We start from the raw sequence: 16,243 nt of genomic DNA, 5'->3' as shown, positions 1-16,243 counted from the left end.
CTTGAAGACTGTCGAATCAGTGAGGCGGACGGGCGCTCTGCCCGGGCTGGGGTTGGTCAGGTGATGGCGGGGCTGCGTCGTTCGAGCAGGACGACGTCGCGCCATCGGCCATGGTGGCGCCCGACGCGTTCGCGGGTGCCGATGATCCGGAAGCCGGCCCGCCGGTGCAGGGCGAGGCTGGCGGCGTTTTCGGGGAAGACGCCGGACTGGATGGTCCAGATACCGGCGGCTTCGGTGGAGGCGATCACCGCATCGAGGAGCCGCCGCCCGGCGCCTCGGCCCTGGGCGGCGGGGTCGACGTACACGGAGTGCTCCACCACGCCGGCGTAGACGGCGCGCGTCGAGGTGGGCGAGACGGCGATCCAGCCGACGAGGTCGTCGCCGTCGACGGCCACGAAGCGGTGCGCGGGCAGCTTCGCGGCGTCGAACGTCGCCCAGGTGGGTGCGTCGGTCTCGAAGCTGGCCTGTCCGTCGTCGAGGCCCGCCTGGTAGATGGTGAGGACCCGCTCGGCGTCGTCGGCCGCCATGGGGCGGACGGTGATGTCGGTCATCAGCAGGCTCCGTTCGGGTGAGGAGCGGGCCGGCCCATGACGACGTCGGCGGCGGAGGGGAAGCAGCCGACGCAGGCGTCGTTGATGCGGTAGTGCCGGGCCGTGCCGACCGGGTCGACGAGGACGAACCGCACCTCGGTGAGGATCTTCAGGTGCTGGGAGACGGTGGACTGGGCCAGGCCGACGGCGGCGACGATCTCTCCCACGCTCATCGGCCTGGCGTGGCGGGCGAGGTACTCGACGATCTGCACCCGGGTCGGGTCCGCGAGAGCCCGGAACCACGACGCGTACCGCTGTGCGGTCGCCCGTTCGAGGAGCTCGTCCACGCCCACCCGCCTCCTTCTATCGTCTATCGCCGATCGACGATGGAAGTCTAGCGGGTGTCGGGGCGGCCGGCGCGGGAGCCGCAGGACCGTGCTCCCGCCGACCGCCGGGCCGTGCATGGGGTCCCCTTCCGTGGTGCCTGTCTCGACGTTTGTCGAAGCAGAGAGTTGCACGCTGATTAGACGCCTGTCAACCTAGAGGGATGTCAAAGCAAGCGGCGTCGCTTCCCGTCCTCGACCTCACCGCCGACACGCCGTGCTGCCCGCCGCTGGCGCAGCGCCGGGTGCCGGCCGAGGCCGCCGCTGTCCTCGCGCCGGCGTTCAAGGCGCTCGGTGACCCGGTGCGACTGCAGTTGATGTCGATGATCGCGTCGGCCGAGGGCGGGGAGGCCTGTGTCTGTGACCTGACGCCCGCGTTCGACCTGACCGGGCCGACCATCTCGCACCACCTCAGGACGCTGCGCGAGGCGGGCCTCGTCGATGCCGAGCGGCGGGGCACCTGGGTGTACTACCGGGCCCGGCCCGTCATCCTGCGCCAACTCGCCGCACTGCTCACCGTCGAACCGGCCGCCGACGCCTGAGCCACGGTCCGAGCCCCGCACCGCGCAGGCCCTCGGCCATGGCGGCGACGACGTACGCGGCGTCGCGGCCGACGCCGCGCAGGGTGTTCGACGAGAACGACCGTTGGAACTCCAACCCCAGGTAGACCAGCCCGGGATGGGTGGTGGAGACCCCGCTGATCTGCCGGGGCGTGCCGTCGGGCGCCAGGGCTCCGAGCGTGGCGAGATAGCCGAGGTTCGGGCGGTAGCCGGTCGCGAAGATGACCGCGTCGACCGGCTCGGACGTGCCGTCGGGCCAGCGGACGCCGTCGGGGGTGAAGGCGGTGAACATGTCCCGCCGGGGGAGCAGGCCGGAGGCGATGGCGTCGCGGTAGACGCCGGTGTCGAGCACGGCGGCATGACGGATCAGGCGGGTGAGCACCGGGCGCGGAAGGCGGTCCGCCCCCGTGACGTGGAGCCAGTGATGCAGGTCCCGGCCGCGGATGCGCTGGGGCACGAACCGGACCGGCGCCCGGGTCGCCAGCGTGACCCTCGCGAGCGGGGCCAGTTCGTGGGCGACCTGGACGGCGGAGTTGCCGGCGCCGACCACGACGACCCGCTTGCCGGCATACGGTTCGGGCCGCCGGTAGCGCGCGACGTGCCGCACCTCGCCGGTGTACTCGACGCGACCGGGCAGCTCCGGCAGGTGCGGGTTGCCGAAGGAGCCGCTGGCGGCGACCACGCCCGCCGCCGCGATCTCATCACCAGCGCGGGTGTGCACCAGGTAGCCGCCGCCCCGGCGTTGCCGCACGGCGGTGACACCGACGCCGGTACGGACGTCGGCGTCGAGGTGGCGGGCGTAGCGGCGCAGGTAGGAGACGACCTCGCCGCGCGTCGGGTAGCGGTCCGGATCCCCCTCGTCGAACGCCCTGCCGGGCAGTGCGCTGTAGCGCGCCGGGGAGAACAGGGTGAGGCTGTCGTAATAGTCCGGCCACGAGCCGACCGACTCCTCCCCCGCTTCGAGTACGACCGGGCGCAGGCGCGCGGACAGGGCGGCACGAGCGGCGGCGAGGCCGGACTGGCCGCCGCCCACGATGATCACAGGTTCCGGGGAGGCGCTCACCTCGACATCATATTGTCTTTTCGTTGAATGACAATATGAAGGTGGTGCGGGAGGGTGGAGCCATGGACCACTCGACACCCGCAGCCGGGGCGCGAAGCGCCGGGCCGACCGGGTTGGGTTTGGACACCCAGGAGTTCCTGAAGGCTCTGGGCAGCCCGACGCGACAGCGGATCATGATGCTGTTCGCGCGGGGCGCCGAGTTGTCGGTCGGGGAGGTGGCCGAGCTCGCGGGCATCAGTCAGGCCACGGCGTCGCAGCAGTTGACCCTGCTGCGCCGTGGGCGCGTGGTCACCTCGCGCCGCGAAGGCAAGACCGTGTACTACCGGGCCGACCGCGACGGCGCAGTCGCGGCGCTGGCCGAGCTCCAGTCGTACCTGATGACCTGCTGCTGACGACACCGTCAAGCGCTCCCGGCTGGCCGTACCTTCTGCACCCGGACGAGCCGCCGCGCCGCGACCCTCGCTGTTCGCCTCCTGCGGAACTTGTCGTGATCCAGCCCTCGTTTGACCGGCCTACGGGTGGTGTTGCTGCAACGATGCAAGACGTGGGAACTGCGAAGACTACGACGCCTGCCATGTCGCCCCTTGCCGGCGAGCCGATCAATCGTGCCGATGCCGAGCGGCTCGCGGGAGTGCTGAAGGCGTTCGCCGACCCGGCCCGGCTGCGACTGCTCAGCCTGATCCAGTCGTCGCCGGAGGGCGAAGCATCCGTGACCGACCTCACCGCGCCGCTCGGTCTCTCCCAGCCCACCGTGAGTCACCACCTTCGGATCCTCACCGAGGCCGGTCTGCTCGAGCGTGAGAAGCGTGGCGTCTGGGCGTACTACCGCCTGGTGCCGTCCGCGATCGCCGCGATCGCGGACCTGCTGACGCCACCCCGCAAGCGGGCGACGAAGAAGACCCGCTGACTGGCCCCGTCGGAGCTACGGATCAGCCTCCCCGCCCCGGACCGCAGCGGCGAGTGCTCCCCGGCTGCGAAGCTGCTCAGGGGCGTCGTCGGCGACGATCCGCCCGCCGTCGAGGACGAGCACCCGTGCGCCGGTGATCAGGGCCCGGGCGACGGCGACCCGGGCCCGTTGACCGCCGGACAGTGCCGCCCCCCGCTCACCGGCCGGCGTGTCCGGACCGGCCGGTAGCGCGTCGAGGAACGGTGTGAGCTGGGCGGCGCCGGCTGCGGCACGAACCTCCGTGTCGGTGGCGTCCGGGCGGCCCAGCCGGATGTTGTCGGCGATCGAGCCGGGAAACAGGTGGACGTCCTGCGGCACCACGGTGACCGTGCGCCGCAGGTCGGCGTCGCCGAGGTCGCGCAGGTCCACGCCGCCGACGGTGATCTGTCCGGCGCTCGGGTCGTGGTGGCGCAGCACGCTTCACCCCACGCGAACTCCCCGGCGGAGACGTCGCCACCTACCTCGTCGACACGTTCCGTGGAGCGGGCGACGGCGGCGGGTGGCCCTGCCAGGGCACGGTGATCCTCGACCTGCCCGCCACCACGGTCGCCCAGTACACCCGCGAAGGCATCCTCGAAGAGGCCGGCCCCGGCCGCTGCCGCCTCACCCTCGGTTCCTGGTCCTGGCCCAGCCTCGCGGCCACCATCGCCCGACGACGCCGACATCGAAGTCGTCGGCCCCGCCGAACTGAACGAGGCCTTCGCACACCTCGCCCGCAGGTTCACCAGAACTGCGGCGCTGCCCCGGCCGGAAGGCTCGTGATCGTGGAAGCATCGCGCGGTACGGTCGTCTGCGCCGTCGAGGTTCCCGGGCTGTCAGCCGCTGACCCGCTGAACCAACGCTACGAGGGCGTAGGTCACCCCGACCCACGCCGCCACTTGCCCGGCGCGGAAGAACGCCGTCCCGGCGAGGAGGAATCTGATTCTCGCCTGCTGCTCAGCCTCGTCTGGGGTCATGGTGACGCCTCCGGGTATCGGGTGCCCTGGTCCGATCCCTGATCTTGACGGCTCCGCCTGGCGAAGGTAACCACCGAGCGCCCGATCTCGTCGCGTTGGCCGCACCGAGACTCCGGTCACCTCGTCAGGGGGACGACTGCTTTGGATTTGGAGGCGATCCGGACTTGGTCTCCCCACCGTCGCAGGGCCTGGGCCATCTTGCCCGCACCTGCCGGGTTGGCCGAGTGGACACGGACGACCTTCCGACGCCTTGGCCTCCAGCGCCCAGCAACGGGCACGGCGGTAGTCACCGGGCTGGCAGATCGCTCCGACTGAATCCTGCAGACTGGGCTTCGGCCTCCGTGCAGAAGAAATCTGTCACCAGAACGTCCACGCCGTAGTCGTCGTTGCCGGGTGCACGGTACGTGTAAGCCGCTGCAAAATCCGTCGCCACTACAGGGCGGCCGCCACATTTTATGAAATAGATCGGATATCGCGCAAAGGGCGAAATGAGCGGGACGAAAAGCGCCGTCAAGTACAGGGCGATCGGGATGGCAGCAATCAGCCATCCCTTGTGGTTCTTTGCCGGGGACATTCTGGTTTCTCTCCGTCCTACGCCTCCCCCAACCGATAGCAGCACAGCTAGGCCGTGCTCCGGTCGAAGAGGTCGGCCGTCGCAAGGTCGAACAGGCTGTGTACGCGAAGGATGCCCTCGGGCGCCGCGGCCCCGTACGTCTGCTGCCGGTCCAGCCAGCATCCCCGTAATCCCGCGGCGGCGGCCGCTAAGGCATCGCCCTGAAGATCGTCACCGACGTACAGAACCTCGGAGGGTTCCCAGCCCATCCGCTCGCAGGCGCCGAGGAAGCTTGTGGGATTCGGCTTCGAAGCACCGACGTCGGAGGGCGTGAACAGCGGTGGCGTCGAGGGGAGACGGAGCGAGGCCAGTTTAGCTTCCTGCTGCGCGCGATCGCCGTTGCTCAACACCGCCACACCGGCGGGTGCCCCGCCGAGGAAACGCATCACCTCCGGGACGTCGCCATACGCTGCCCAGGAATTCTCATAGTGGCGCAGGTAGATCGTGAAGAGGTCGTCGGCTTGGTCGTCGCTCACGGCTCCGGTGTCTCGTCCATAGGCGGACAGCACACCGCGGAGCCTAGCCCGCCGTTGTTCCTGGAAGGTCATTGTCTTGTCCAAGTACGCCCGCATGTGGACGGCCTCCAGCCGCTGCCACTCTGTGTGAGCCGCGTACCGCGCCTCCTCGTCGAGGTCGGGAAGCCATTGCAGGCAGGCGGCGAGGAATGCCTTCTCCGCGGCACCCCTGTGGTCCAGCAGAGTGCCGTCTAGGTCCAGCAGGACGGCTTTCACCCGCATCGTCATCACACGACTCTCTGGAAGTCGAACGCTGTCCGCACGGCGCTCACGGTATCGCGGGTCATGGTCCATGGATTTCCCCGTGGCCGGACCCAGGGCATCACCGACCACTCGGCCGGAAGCGATGGCAGTTCGGCGTCCCGCGTGCGGCCGGTCCTCAGCCGTTGCGGGATCATGGCGTCGCCGAAGTCCGTCATGTCGCGTTCCAGGGCGATCCGCCGCTCGTCCTGGTCGACGTCGGTCAGCACCTCGATACGGGACGCCGCGAAGTCGGCCTCGCACAGCACCACACCGTGCAGCGGCGTGGCTGAAGCCGGCCGGGAACCAAAGGCGCGAGCGAAATCCGCAGGCCAGAACAAGTCCTTGCCGACGCTCGGCCGCGCCGGCAGATCCGCCAGCTCCGGCGCCATCGCTCGCCCGACATGCCCGACCGCTACCGCGAACGGCAGCCCGAGAACCGAGCCGTCATGTGGCGACACCACCGACTTGTCGTAGGTGACGAACTGTCCCGCCGCACCGGTGGGCTGCTGGACTGAGGGCACCAGACCGGCCGACAACCGTGGATGCCTGCGGGAGTCTGGTCGCTGTGCTCAGTGGCACTCACTCATGGGATGCGGCTGCAGCCGCTGCGGGTTGCTGTGCGGAATGCGTGGCACGAAGCGGCAGGAAGGAAGGTCGCCGTGGTCAGCGTGCCACTGCCCAACATCTGCACAGTGGCGCTGGACCCGGCAGCGCGCTTCGACCGGTAGGACGTACGGACTCGGTCGGGACAACCGACGTTCCTAACTCCAGCCCGGTCCGCTATCGATCGCCGTAGTGGTAGCGGCAGGCGATGATCTCGATGTCGTCCGTGGTGATCCGATGCACCAGCCGATGTTCGCGATCGATCCGGCGGGACCAGAAGCCGGACAGCTCTCCCCGAAGGGGTTCCGGCTTGCCGATGCCCTCGTATCCGTTGCGCATCACGTCCGCGATGAGGTCGTTGATGCGCTTGACCAATTTTCGGTCGGTGTGGCTGAGGTACTGGTTCCAGGCCGTCGCGGTGAAGACCAGCCTCACGTGACGTCCCGCACCGTGGCCGGGTCGACCAGGTCCCGCTCGGCCGCGTCGCCCTCCTCAAGCTCCGCGATCGAGCGGCGCAGGGCTGCGGCGTTGGCCGGGTTGCGGAGGAGGTACTCGGTTTCCTTCATCGCCTCGTACTCCGCAAGCGGCACGATGACCACCGGTTCGTGGCCCGACCGGGTCACCACCACTTCCTCCGCGTCGTTGATGACGCTGTCGAGTTCGGCGGCCAGGTTCTGCCGTAGCTGGGTGAAGTTCACGGTCCGCATGACCACCTCCGGGGGTAGGTACAGGAAACTGTACGTCGGACGGACCTGCGTCTCGTCCCTGGTCGACCTGACGGTGGCTCCACGGGTGCTGCTGCACGAGCCAAGATCACGGTGCAAGCGGCCCCGCGAAGGGGCCGGTGACCTGCGGAGGAGTGGGCCGCCAGGGACTCGAACCCTGAACCTATGGATTAAAAGTCCACAGCTCTGCCATTGAGCTAGCGGCCCGCGCGCTCAGGTTACCGGAAGGCGGCCGGTTGCGACTCTCGGCTTTCGTGCCGTAGGAAGAACCGGCAGCTCAGGGGAGGAGCGCGCCTCGTCGCCCGGCCACGGCGGCGCCTCCGGGCGTACGGGAAGAGTCAGGCCGGGCGGCGCGGACGGTGCCGGGAGGTCAACTGCCCTCCTGGCCGCGGCCCGCAGAGGCCTTTTGATCTTGGCAGGCCGGGCCGGACGTGGTCCGGTGATCGATGCCGAAGAAGGCTGGCGATCCTCCGGTGGGACCCTATCGGAGAGTCGGCGCCCGCGGTGTCCCTCCTCGTCGCCGTGCGGGCTCGCCGGCGCGCTGGTGGGCTCGCCCAGCGCCGTTACCGGCGGCTCCACCAGGGGTGTTGGCTGGTCGAAGCTGCCGCAAAAACCGGGCCATGGGAATGTAACAACTTGGGAACAACGCGAGCCGCGTTCTTGTCGGCGGTTTGTTAGCCGCCTGTACTAACCGTGTGACGTGCATTGATGAGACGGGGACCACGCCGCCGGAGCCACAGGGCCGCGCGGTGGGGACCGTGCGGCGAGACCGGGTTCCGGCCCGGGTCCGCTCCGGCGAGAAGGTGCTCCCGGAGCAGGCCCGCGTGCACAACCGCGAGTTGCTGCTGCGCATGCTCTACCGGGAGGGGCCGCACAGCCGGGCGGATCTGGCGCGGCGCACCGGGCTGACGAGGGTCTCGGTCTCGGACGTCGTGAGCGACCTCCTCGCGGACGACCTCGTGGTCGAGGTGGGTACGCGGGCGGGGACGCGGCCCGGGAAGCCGGCGATGATGCTCGAGTTCAACGAGCACGCCTATCAGGCGGTCGCCGTGGACCTGAGCCACTCGACGCTCTACCGGGGGGCCGTGTTCGACCTCGGTGGATCAGTGGTGGCTCGTCAGCAGGTCGAGATCGAGGGCAGCACCGGCGCCGACGCGCTGGCGAAGGTCGTCGGTCTCGTCGGGGCGTTGCGCGAACAGGTGACGGCGCCGCTGCTCGGCATCGGCATCGGCACCCCGGGAATCGTGGACCTCGGTGGCGTCGTCCTCAGCGCACCCAACCTGGGGTGGAAGGACCTCGACCTCCGCTCGGTGCTGACCGGGCACTTCGCCTGCCCTGTGGTGGTGTCGAACGACGCCAACGCCACCGCGCTCGCCGAGCGCAGTTACGGCGAGAGCGCGGCGGACACCCTCCTCGTGCGGGTCGGCGTCGGCGTGGGGGCGGGTCTGCTGCTCGGCGGGACGCCCGTCCTGGGCAGCAGGTTCGCGGCCGGCGAGATCGGCCACGTGGTCGTGGACACCGGCAGCGAGCGGGCCTGTGTCTGTGGAAAGTTCGGCTGTCTCGAGACCTGGCTGTCGACCCGGCGCATCCAGGAAGACCTCTCGGAAGCCCGTACCGATGCGGAGCACACCCGGGTCCTCGCCGCCGCTGGCGAAGCCCTCGGTTCCGTGCTGGCCCCGATCGTGGCCGCCATCAACGTCTCGGAAATCGTCCTCAGCGGGCCGCACCGGGTGCTGGAAGGACCGCTGGCCGCCGCGGCGATGGAAACCATCCGGCAGCGCGCCCTGACCGAGGTCCACGGCGACATCGTCCTGCGGCTCTCGGAGCTCGGCGACGACATCGTCCTGCGCGGCGCGACCGCCATGGTCATGAGCCAACAACTCGGGATCGCCTGAACCGCACGATCCGATCCCCGTCACCTGGAGCGACGCCGACCGGCGCTGGCTTTGCAGCAATAGAAGGGAACACGGTGCAACTGACACGCACGCTGACGGCAGCGTTTGCCGTAGTCGCTCTCGCCCTCGCCGGTTGTAGCGGTGGCGGGCAGGCGAATGAAGCAGGCTCGTCCCAGCTCGTACTGGGCAACAACGGCGACGTGCTGACCTGGGACCCCGCCGAGATGAAGGAAGGCGCGGTCATCCACTACGCGGAGGCCGTCTACGACCCGCTGCTCCGCAAGACGCCCGAGTCGAAGATCGAGGGCAACCTGGCCACCGCGTACGAGTACAACGCCGACCTCACCGAGCTCACCCTGAAGCTGCGCGACGGCGTCACCTTCAGTGACGGCGCCGCCTTCGACGCCGACGCGGTGAAGGTCAACCTCGAAGCGCGCAAGAAGGGGGCGGGCAGCGCCTCCGAGGCGGCCCGGGCGATCGAGCGCGTCGAGGTCGTGGACAAGGCCACGGTGCGCCTGCACCTCAGCGAGCCCAGCCCCGGCCTCCTGGCCGCCCTGGCGACGTACCTGGGATACATGGCGAGCCCCACGGCGCTCAGCTCGGGCACCATCGCCTCCAACCCGGTGGGCTCCGGGCCCTACACGTACGACTCGGGCGCTTCCGAGAAGGGCGTCAAGTACACGTTCAAGGCACGCGACGGCTACTGGAACCGCGAGGCGTTCCCCTTCGAGAACGTCGTGATCCGCCCGTACGAGGAGTTCACCGCCCGGTACAACGCGCTCGCCACCGGCCAGATCCAGTTCATGTACGGCACCCCCGACATGGTGCCGAAGGCCAAGACCGACGGGCTCACCGTCAAGACGGTGCCCGGCGAGTGGCAGGGCATCATCCTCCAGGACCGCGCCGGCAAGGCGTCGGCGGCACTCGGCGACGTGCGGGTGCGGCAGGCGATCAACCACGCGCTCGACCGCAAGGCCATCCTCGACACCCACTACGGCGGCTTCGGCCAGGTATCCACCCAGACCTTCAACCCGTCCAGCGAGGCGTGGGTCCCGGAGCTGAACGCGCGCTACCCGTACGACCCGGCGAAGGCGCGCGAGTTGCTGGCCGCGGCGGGCTACGGCAGCGGCTTCAAGATCAAGGTTTCGTACAGCGAGGGCTTCATGTCCCCGCTGGTGCCGATCGTCACCCAGTACCTGGGCGACGTGGGCATCACGGTCGAGCAGGTGCCGGTCAACGGCTTCGCCAACGGTGGCCTGGAGACCCTGAAGGGCCAGCCGGCGTTCATGCTCTCGTTCTCCACGAACATCCCGGCGTGGACGGACGTGCTGAACAAGCTCACCCCGACGTCGCTGTGGAACAACTTCAAGTACACCGACGAGACCGTCACCCGGCTGCTCAAGGAGATCCCGGCCGCGCAGGGTGACAAGCAGGCCGCTCTCTACAAGGAGCTGAACACCCACCTCGTCGAGCAGGCCTGGTTCGCGCCGATCGTCACGCAGGAGAACGTCTACCTGTTCAAGTCGGACATCGACGTGACCATGCAGCAGGCGCAGCTCATGCCGAGCCTCCGCTTCTTCGCCCCGGCGAAGTAACCGCCGATCAACCCCGGATGGGTCGGACGACGGGCCGGCCCATCCGGTGGATCACTACAGCTCATCTAGGAGGTAGCAGGCATGCTGGGCTTCATCGGTCGGCGGTTGGCCACGGGCCTGCTGCTGGCGTTCTCGGTCGTGACGGGGATGTTCTTCTTCCTCATGCTCACCGGCTCCGATCCGGCCCGGGGGGCGCTCGGCCTCTACGCCACCGAGGAACAGGTCGCGGTCAAGCGGGAGCAGCTCGGCCTCGACCGGCCGCTCGTCGAGCAGTATCTGAGCTGGCTGAGCGGGGTCGTACGCGGTGACCTGGGGGTTTCGTCCGCGCAGAACGCCGAGGTGAGCGACCTCATCGTGACGCGGCTGCCGGTCACCGTCTCCCTGGCGTTGGGTGCCGTCCTGGTGGCCGCGGTCCTCGGTGTCGTGCTCGGGCTGCTCGCGGCGACCCGACCCGGGACGTTCGACCGCGTACTCCAGGTGTTCATGGTGCTCGGCTTCAGCCTTCCGAACTTCTGGGTCGCGATCATCCTGGCCCTGGTCTTCGCCGTGCAACTGGGCTGGTTCCCCGCCACGGGCTACGTCCACCTGGGCGACTCACCCGGCGGGTGGCTCTGGTCCATCACCCTGCCGATCGTCGCGCTGTCGATCGGTTCGATCGCCGCCATCGCCCAACAGCTGCGGAACTCCGTGATCACCGTCAACAGCCAGGACTACGTCCGTACGCTGCGCAGCCGGGGTCTCTCGCAGCGCGACATCCTGCTCACCCACGTCCTGCGCAACGCGGCTCCGCCGGCGCTGACGATGCTCTCCCTGCAGTTCATCGCGGCGATGAGCGGCGCCGCCATCATCGAGCGGGTGTTCGGCCTCCAAGGCATCGGCGCCGTCGCCATCAACGCCTCGGGCAACAGCGACATCCCCGTCATCATGGGCGTCCTGCTCTTCACCGTGCTCGTCGTCGTACTCGTCAATCTCGCGGTCGACATCCTCTACGCCGCACTGAACCCGAAGGTACGGAACGCATGAGCGCCGACGTGACGGCCCGCGCGGGCCTGACAGCCAGGAGATTCCGCTCCTTCCTGCGTAACCCCATGGGCGTGGTGGCGGGCGGTGTCCTGCTGGCCATCGTCGTGGCGAGCATCCTCGCGCCGCTGCTCGCCCCGCAGGACCCGAACCTGGTGGTGCTCTCGGAGGCGCTCCGCCCGCCGAGCGGCGACCACCCGCTCGGCACGGACGGAAACGGGCGGGACATCCTCAGCCGCCTCCTGTGGGGCGGCCGGGTGAGCCTCCAGGCGGGCGCGATCATGGTCGCCGTCGCTCTCCTGTGCGGGATTCCCGCGGGTCTCCTCGCCGGCTACCACGCGAAGCGGTTCGACGGGGTGTCGAGCTGGATCTTCAACATGCTGATGTCCCTGCCGGAGATCCTCATCATCATCGTGGTCATCGCCTCCCTCGGCAGCGGCCTCGCCCCGACGATGATCACCCTTGGCGTGCTGGCGTCGCCGGACATCTTCCGGCTGACCCGGAGCGCCGTGATCGCGGTGCGCGAGGAGCTCTACCTCGACGCCGCCCGCGTCGCGGGACTGTCCGACCTGCGCATCATCTTTCGCCACGTGCTCTCCGTGGTGCTGGGGCCGGTCCTCGTGCGGTCCTCGTTCATCTTCGGCATGGCGATCATCGTCCAGTCCGGTCTGGAGTTCCTCGGCTTCGGCGACCCGCAGCGCCCCAGCTGGGGTGGCGAACTCAGCAACGCCTTCCAGAACTTCCAACGCGCGCCCGAGCTGGTCATCGCACCCGGCGTCGCCATCGGCTGCACGGTCATGGCACTCGTGCTCTTCGGCACGGCCCTGGCGGATTCGCTGGGGGTCAGCCGCAAACCAAAGGCCGAGCGGGCGGCGCGGTCCGCCCGCCGGGACGACACGACGATCACCCAGGGCGAAACCGCCCGTACGCCCGCGACCGCCCTCCCCGCGGACACCCTGCTCCGCGTCGAGGACCTGTCGGTGCGGTACGTGGCCGAGGACGGAGCTACCAAGGACGTGGTGCGGGGCGTGTCGCTGCACGTCGCGCGAGGAGAGGTGCTCGGCCTGGTCGGGGAGTCCGGCTCCGGGAAGTCCCAGACGTCCTTCGCGATCCTCGGACTCCTGCCACCCGATGCCTCCGTGTCCGCCCGGCACCTCTCCCTCGACGGGCGGTCCCTGATCGGGCTGCGCGAGGGCGAGTTGCAGAAGCTGCGCGGGCCGAAGATGGCCTACGTGCCGCAGGAGCCGATGTCCAACCTGGACCCGTCCTTCACCATTGGTGCCCAACTGACGAAGCCGATGCGGCGCAAGCTCAACCTGTCCAGGAAGGCCGCGACCGAGCGGGCCCTGCACCTGCTCGAACGCGTCGGCATTCCCGACCCCGCCCGCACGCTCGCCGCCTACCCCCATCAGCTCAGCGGAGGAATGGCACAGCGGGTGCTCATCGCGGGCGCCGTGTCCTGCGATCCCGAGCTGCTCATCGCGGACGAGCCGACCACCGCCCTCGACGTCACGGTCCAGGCGGAGGTCCTCGAACTCCTCCGTGACCTGCAACGGGAGCGCGACATGGGCCTCATCCTGGTCACCCACAACCTGGGTGTGGTCGCCGACCTCTGCGACCGGGTCGCGGTGATGCGGGACGGCCTCGTCGTCGAGCAGCAACCGGTCGCCGAACTCTTCGCCAACCCACAGCACGAGTACACCCGCATGCTCTTGGACGCGACCCTGGAGGACGCCCCTCCCCGGCGGTCGCGCGACGACCTTCAGGAGGCGCAGTCATGAGCACCCGCGACAATTCCGGCGCCCCACTGCTCGACGTCCGCGACGTCAACGTCGTCTATCGCGGGTCCCGATGGCGCAGTCCGTCCTTCCACGCGCTGCACGACGTCTCGATGCAGATCCGGGCGGGAGAGACGGTCGGCCTGGTCGGCGAGTCCGGCTCGGGAAAGACGACCCTGGGCCGGGCGCTCCTGGGGCTCGCCCCGATCAGCGCCGGCACGGTCACGTTCGACGGGGCCGACATCACCCGGGCGAACCGACGCGCCCGCCGGGCCCTGAGCCGGGACATCCAGGTCGTCTTCCAGGACCCGTACTCGTCGCTCAATCCGGCGATGTCCGTCGAGAGCATCCTCGCCGAGCCGCTCAGGGCGCAGGGGGTGCCCGGGGCCGAAGCCTCCGCGCGGATCGGTCAGCTGCTGGGCCAGATCGGCCTGGAAGCCGACGCCGGACGACGGTACCCGCGCGAGTTCTCCGGCGGGCAACGGCAGCGGATCGCCATCGCCCGCGCCCTCGCGCTGAAGCCCCGACTCATCGTCTGCGACGAGCCGGTGAGCGCCCTCGACCTCTCCACCCAGGCACGCATCCTCGACCTGCTCATCGACATCCAGGAGCAGACCGGCGTCGCGTACCTCTTCATCTCCCACGACCTGTCGGTGGTCCGCTACATCTGCCACCGGGTCGCGGTCATGCTCAAGGGCCGCATCGTGGAGACCGGTGACGGTGACACCGTCACGTCGCGACCGCGCCATGCGTACACGAATCGGCTGCTCATGGCGTCGCCCATCCCTGACCCGGCACGCCAGGCGGAACGACGCCGCCAGTACGCCGCGCTCTCCTCCTGACCCCTCCAACCCGACCGAAGGAAGTACCCGTGCAGTTCGGCTTCAGCTCCTATTCCTTCTACCAGCACCTGCGCACCGGCCGGATGAGCCTCCTCGAGGTCATCGACTGGATCGGTGCCAGCGACGCCACCCACATGGAGATCGCGACGGTGTCGCTCTCCCCGGAGATCTCCAACGACACCTCCACCCTCGACCAGGACCCCGGATTCGTCCAGGAGATCAAGACCCGCGCGGCCGACCAGGGCGTCACCCTGTCCAACCTCGTCGTCCCGGCCGACCTCCTCGGCGAGGACGCGGCGAAGAACATGGCGCGGGTCAAGCGGCACATCGAGGTGGCGGCCGCGCTGGACATCACCCTCTTCCGCCACGACGTCGCCAAGTGGGCCCACCGGGCCAAGGACGTCGCCGAGTTCGAGGCGCTGCTGCCCCGCATGGTGGAGGCGTGCAAGGAGATCGCCCGGTACGCCGCCCCGTACGGCATCACCACCAGCGTGGAGAACCACGGGCTGCTGATGAACGGCGGTGAGCGCGTACGCCGGCTCATCCACCTCGTCGACGAGCCGAACTTCAAGACGACCCTCGACGTCGGCAACTTCATGTCGGTGGACGACAACCCGGTGGTGTCGGTCGCCGAGAACGCCCCGTACGCCAGCATCGTGCACCTGAAGGACTTCTACGTCCGCTCGCAGTACCCGGGCGACGGCTGGCACCACACCCCGGGCGGCACCTACCTGCTCGGCTCCATCGTCGGCTACGGCGACCTCGACATGCGCAGGATCGTGCGGGGCATCGTCGACGCCGGCTACGACGGCTTCGTGTCCATCGAGTTCGAGGGCATCGAGGAGTGCCTGATGGCCAACCCGATCGGTCTCGCCAACGCGAAGCGGCTCTTCGCCGAAGCGGAGGCGGCCAAGTGAGCCGGCTCGGCGTGGGCGTGATCGGCGTCGGGAGCATCGCGGAGATGCACCTGGGCGCGTACGCCGCCAACCCGGACGTCCACCTCGTCGGGGTGTTCGACGTCAACCACGAGCGGAGCGCGCAGAAGGCCGAGACCTTCGGCGTGACCCGCGTGCACCCGACGCTCGACAGCCTGCTCGCCGACCCCGAGATCGACGCGGTGAGCATCTGCACGTGGAACGACAGCCACGCGGAGATCGCCACGGCGGCGCTCGACGCCGGCAAGCACGTCCTGGTGGAGAAGCCCCTGAGTCGTACGGCCGGTGAGACCGAGGCGCTCGTCGAGGCCGTCGAGCGCAGTGGCAGGCACCTGGAGGTCGGCTTCGTCCGGCGGTTCGGCGCGAACGCCAAGGTCCTCAAGTCGTTCGTGGACAGCGGGCTGCTGGGCGACGTCTACCACGCCCGCGCGACCAACATCCGACGACTCGGCAACCCCGGTGGGTGGTTCGCGGACCACAAGCGGTCCGGCGGGGGACCGCTCATCGACATCGGCGTGCACGTCCTGGACCTCTGCTGGTACTTCATGGGCACCCCCAGGGCCGTCACGGTCAGCGCGGTCACCCACGCCCGGCTGGGCAACCGGGCGAACGTCACGTCGTTGTCGCGGTACAAGGTCGCGGACTACGACCCGACCCGGAGCGACGTCGAGGACTTCGCCGCGGCCTTCATCCGGTTCGACAACGGGGCGTCCCTGACGCTGGAGACCAGCTACTCCCTGCACGCGCTCGAGGACCGCCTCGAAGTGGCGGTGTTCGGCGAGCGCGGTGGCGCGGAACTCGAACCCCAGCTGCGGATCGCCACCGAGATGCACGACACCGTCCTCAACGTGGGGCCACAGATCGACCACCTCAGCTTCGACTTCGCGGAGGGGTTCGCCAACGAGATCGCGCACTTCGTCGCGCTGTGCCTGGGCGAGGCCGAGCAGGTGGCACCCGTCTCCCACGGTACGGAGATAATGCGCATGCTCGACGGGATCTACGAGTCGGCGCGGGCCGGCCACGAGATCAGGCTCTCGTGAC

19 protein-coding genes and 1 tRNA gene are annotated in these 16,243 nt (G+C 69.3%); 10 read left to right on the top strand and 10 right to left on the bottom strand.

From position 1 onward, the window contains the following. Positions 1 to 56: 56 nt before the first annotated feature. Together GA0070610_RS26455 and GA0070610_RS26450 are read right to left on the bottom strand one after the other, a co-directional pair. Entirely contained in the window at positions 57 to 551 is a 495-nt protein-coding gene (locus tag GA0070610_RS26455; RefSeq protein WP_089002549.1) for a GNAT family N-acetyltransferase, read from the bottom strand. Further along, positions 551 to 877 carry an ArsR/SmtB family transcription factor gene (locus tag GA0070610_RS26450; RefSeq protein ID WP_089003757.1) on the bottom strand — a complete coding sequence of 109 codons (327 nt, stop codon included), beginning with the start codon at positions 875 to 877 and terminating at the stop codon, positions 551 to 553. The genes GA0070610_RS26455 and GA0070610_RS26450 overlap by 1 nt, the downstream gene beginning before the upstream one ends. Before the next feature lie 200 nt (positions 878 to 1,077). On the opposite strand from GA0070610_RS26450, the gene GA0070610_RS26445 reads away from it, so the two are divergent. Continuing rightward, entirely contained in the window at positions 1,078 to 1,455 is a 378-nt protein-coding gene (locus tag GA0070610_RS26445) for an ArsR/SmtB family transcription factor (RefSeq protein ID WP_089002548.1), read from the top strand. Here GA0070610_RS26445 and GA0070610_RS26440 read toward each other — a convergent pair. Then, on the bottom strand, positions 1,427 to 2,536 hold the full coding sequence (locus GA0070610_RS26440; RefSeq protein WP_197697771.1) for a flavin-containing monooxygenase: 1,110 nt from the start codon (positions 2,534 to 2,536) through the stop codon (positions 1,427 to 1,429). The genes GA0070610_RS26445 and GA0070610_RS26440 overlap by 29 nt on opposite strands. 62 nt (positions 2,537 to 2,598) lie before the next feature. On the opposite strand from GA0070610_RS26440, the gene GA0070610_RS26435 reads away from it, so the two are divergent. Together GA0070610_RS26435 and GA0070610_RS26430 are read left to right on the top strand one after the other, a co-directional pair. After that, positions 2,599 to 2,928: an ArsR/SmtB family transcription factor gene (locus tag GA0070610_RS26435; RefSeq protein WP_089003755.1), complete on the top strand. Its 330-nt coding sequence runs from the start codon at positions 2,599 to 2,601 to the stop codon at positions 2,926 to 2,928. A gap of 143 nt (positions 2,929 to 3,071) precedes the next feature. Then, positions 3,072 to 3,443: an ArsR/SmtB family transcription factor gene (locus GA0070610_RS26430; protein ID WP_089002547.1), complete on the top strand. Its 372-nt coding sequence runs from the start codon at positions 3,072 to 3,074 to the stop codon at positions 3,441 to 3,443. 15 nt (positions 3,444 to 3,458) lie between these two features. Here GA0070610_RS26430 and GA0070610_RS26425 read toward each other — a convergent pair whose 3' ends face one another. The 7 genes from GA0070610_RS26425 to GA0070610_RS26395 all read right to left on the bottom strand — a co-directional run bounded on the left by GA0070610_RS26425 (position 3,459) and on the right by GA0070610_RS26395 (position 7,344). Further along, positions 3,459 to 3,899 (bottom strand): ATP-binding cassette domain-containing protein, encoded by a 441-nt coding sequence (locus GA0070610_RS26425; protein WP_089002546.1) that lies wholly within the window; start codon positions 3,897 to 3,899, stop codon positions 3,459 to 3,461. Positions 3,900 to 4,724: 825 nt separating this feature from the next. Further along, positions 4,725 to 5,012 carry a hypothetical protein gene (locus GA0070610_RS30730; RefSeq protein WP_157747243.1) on the bottom strand — a complete coding sequence of 96 codons (288 nt, stop codon included), beginning with the start codon at positions 5,010 to 5,012 and terminating at the stop codon, positions 4,725 to 4,727. Positions 5,013 to 5,059: 47 nt separating this feature from the next. After that, positions 5,060 to 5,794, bottom strand: a complete 735-nt coding sequence (locus GA0070610_RS26415) for an HAD family hydrolase (protein WP_157747242.1) — start codon at positions 5,792 to 5,794, stop codon at positions 5,060 to 5,062. Continuing rightward, on the bottom strand, positions 5,794 to 6,345 hold the full coding sequence (locus GA0070610_RS26410; RefSeq protein WP_157747241.1) for a hypothetical protein: 552 nt from the start codon (positions 6,343 to 6,345) through the stop codon (positions 5,794 to 5,796). Before GA0070610_RS26410 ends, GA0070610_RS26415 begins: the two co-directional genes overlap by 1 nt. Before the next feature lie 244 nt (positions 6,346 to 6,589). Next, entirely contained in the window at positions 6,590 to 6,847 is a 258-nt protein-coding gene (locus tag GA0070610_RS26405) for a Txe/YoeB family addiction module toxin (protein WP_089002543.1), read from the bottom strand. Further along, positions 6,844 to 7,119: a type II toxin-antitoxin system Phd/YefM family antitoxin gene (locus GA0070610_RS26400; protein WP_089003754.1), complete on the bottom strand. Its 276-nt coding sequence runs from the start codon at positions 7,117 to 7,119 to the stop codon at positions 6,844 to 6,846. The genes GA0070610_RS26405 and GA0070610_RS26400 overlap by 4 nt, the downstream gene beginning before the upstream one ends. A gap of 153 nt (positions 7,120 to 7,272) precedes the next feature. Then, positions 7,273 to 7,344 (bottom strand) — tRNA-Lys (locus GA0070610_RS26395). Between the two features lie 551 nt (positions 7,345 to 7,895). Between GA0070610_RS26395 and GA0070610_RS26390 the strand changes: the two genes are divergently transcribed. From GA0070610_RS26390 to GA0070610_RS26360, 7 genes are all read left to right on the top strand, one after another. Next, positions 7,896 to 9,032 (top strand): ROK family transcriptional regulator, encoded by a 1,137-nt coding sequence (locus tag GA0070610_RS26390; RefSeq protein ID WP_197697770.1) that lies wholly within the window; start codon positions 7,896 to 7,898, stop codon positions 9,030 to 9,032. Positions 9,033 to 9,106: 74 nt separating this feature from the next. Continuing rightward, positions 9,107 to 10,627, top strand: a complete 1,521-nt coding sequence (locus GA0070610_RS26385) for an ABC transporter substrate-binding protein (RefSeq protein ID WP_157747240.1) — start codon at positions 9,107 to 9,109, stop codon at positions 10,625 to 10,627. A gap of 81 nt (positions 10,628 to 10,708) precedes the next feature. Further along, a complete protein-coding gene (locus GA0070610_RS26380; protein ID WP_089002541.1) occupies positions 10,709 to 11,650 on the top strand; it encodes an ABC transporter permease in 942 nt (313 codons plus the stop codon). Further along, entirely contained in the window at positions 11,647 to 13,428 is a 1,782-nt protein-coding gene (locus tag GA0070610_RS26375; protein ID WP_089002540.1) for a dipeptide/oligopeptide/nickel ABC transporter permease/ATP-binding protein, read from the top strand. The genes GA0070610_RS26380 and GA0070610_RS26375 overlap by 4 nt, the downstream gene beginning before the upstream one ends. Next, positions 13,425 to 14,267, top strand: coding sequence for an ATP-binding cassette domain-containing protein (locus GA0070610_RS26370; RefSeq protein WP_089002539.1), 843 nt, complete (start codon positions 13,425 to 13,427; stop codon positions 14,265 to 14,267). Before GA0070610_RS26375 ends, GA0070610_RS26370 begins: the two co-directional genes overlap by 4 nt. 29 nt (positions 14,268 to 14,296) lie before the next feature. Continuing rightward, the gene (locus GA0070610_RS26365; RefSeq protein ID WP_089002538.1) at positions 14,297 to 15,184 is read left to right on the top strand and encodes a sugar phosphate isomerase/epimerase family protein; all 888 of its coding nucleotides are present in this window, start codon (positions 14,297 to 14,299) and stop codon (positions 15,182 to 15,184) included. Next, the gene (locus GA0070610_RS26360; RefSeq protein ID WP_089002537.1) at positions 15,181 to 16,242 is read left to right on the top strand and encodes a Gfo/Idh/MocA family protein; all 1,062 of its coding nucleotides are present in this window, start codon (positions 15,181 to 15,183) and stop codon (positions 16,240 to 16,242) included. Before GA0070610_RS26365 ends, GA0070610_RS26360 begins: the two co-directional genes overlap by 4 nt. Position 16,243: the final 1 nt, after the last annotated feature.

The sequence above is a fragment of the Micromonospora echinofusca genome, from assembly GCF_900091445.1.
GTDB classification, from domain to species: Bacteria; Actinomycetota; Actinomycetes; order Mycobacteriales; family Micromonosporaceae; genus Micromonospora; species Micromonospora echinofusca.
The sequence above is the reverse complement of the archived record's forward strand: the minus strand, read 5'-3'. Positions and strand labels throughout refer to the sequence as shown.

Excerpts from the sequence above, each read along its gene's own strand:
- GA0070610_RS26455 (WP_089002549.1), bottom strand. The coding sequence starts at position 551 with ATGACCGACATCACCGTCCGCCCCATGGCGGCCGACGACGCCGAGCGG.
- GA0070610_RS26445 (WP_089002548.1), top strand. The coding sequence starts at position 1,078 with ATGTCAAAGCAAGCGGCGTCGCTTCCCGTCCTCGACCTCACCGCCGAC.
- GA0070610_RS26435 (WP_089003755.1), top strand. The coding sequence starts at position 2,599 with ATGGACCACTCGACACCCGCAGCCGGGGCGCGAAGCGCCGGGCCGACC.
- GA0070610_RS26430 (WP_089002547.1), top strand. The coding sequence starts at position 3,072 with ATGCAAGACGTGGGAACTGCGAAGACTACGACGCCTGCCATGTCGCCC.
- GA0070610_RS30730 (WP_157747243.1), bottom strand. The coding sequence starts at position 5,012 with ATGTCCCCGGCAAAGAACCACAAGGGATGGCTGATTGCTGCCATCCCG.
- GA0070610_RS26415 (WP_157747242.1), bottom strand. The coding sequence starts at position 5,794 with ATGACGATGCGGGTGAAAGCCGTCCTGCTGGACCTAGACGGCACTCTG.
- GA0070610_RS26400 (WP_089003754.1), bottom strand. The coding sequence starts at position 7,119 with ATGCGGACCGTGAACTTCACCCAGCTACGGCAGAACCTGGCCGCCGAA.
- GA0070610_RS26380 (WP_089002541.1), top strand. The coding sequence starts at position 10,709 with ATGCTGGGCTTCATCGGTCGGCGGTTGGCCACGGGCCTGCTGCTGGCG.
- GA0070610_RS26375 (WP_089002540.1), top strand. The coding sequence starts at position 11,647 with ATGAGCGCCGACGTGACGGCCCGCGCGGGCCTGACAGCCAGGAGATTC.
- GA0070610_RS26370 (WP_089002539.1), top strand. The coding sequence starts at position 13,425 with ATGAGCACCCGCGACAATTCCGGCGCCCCACTGCTCGACGTCCGCGAC.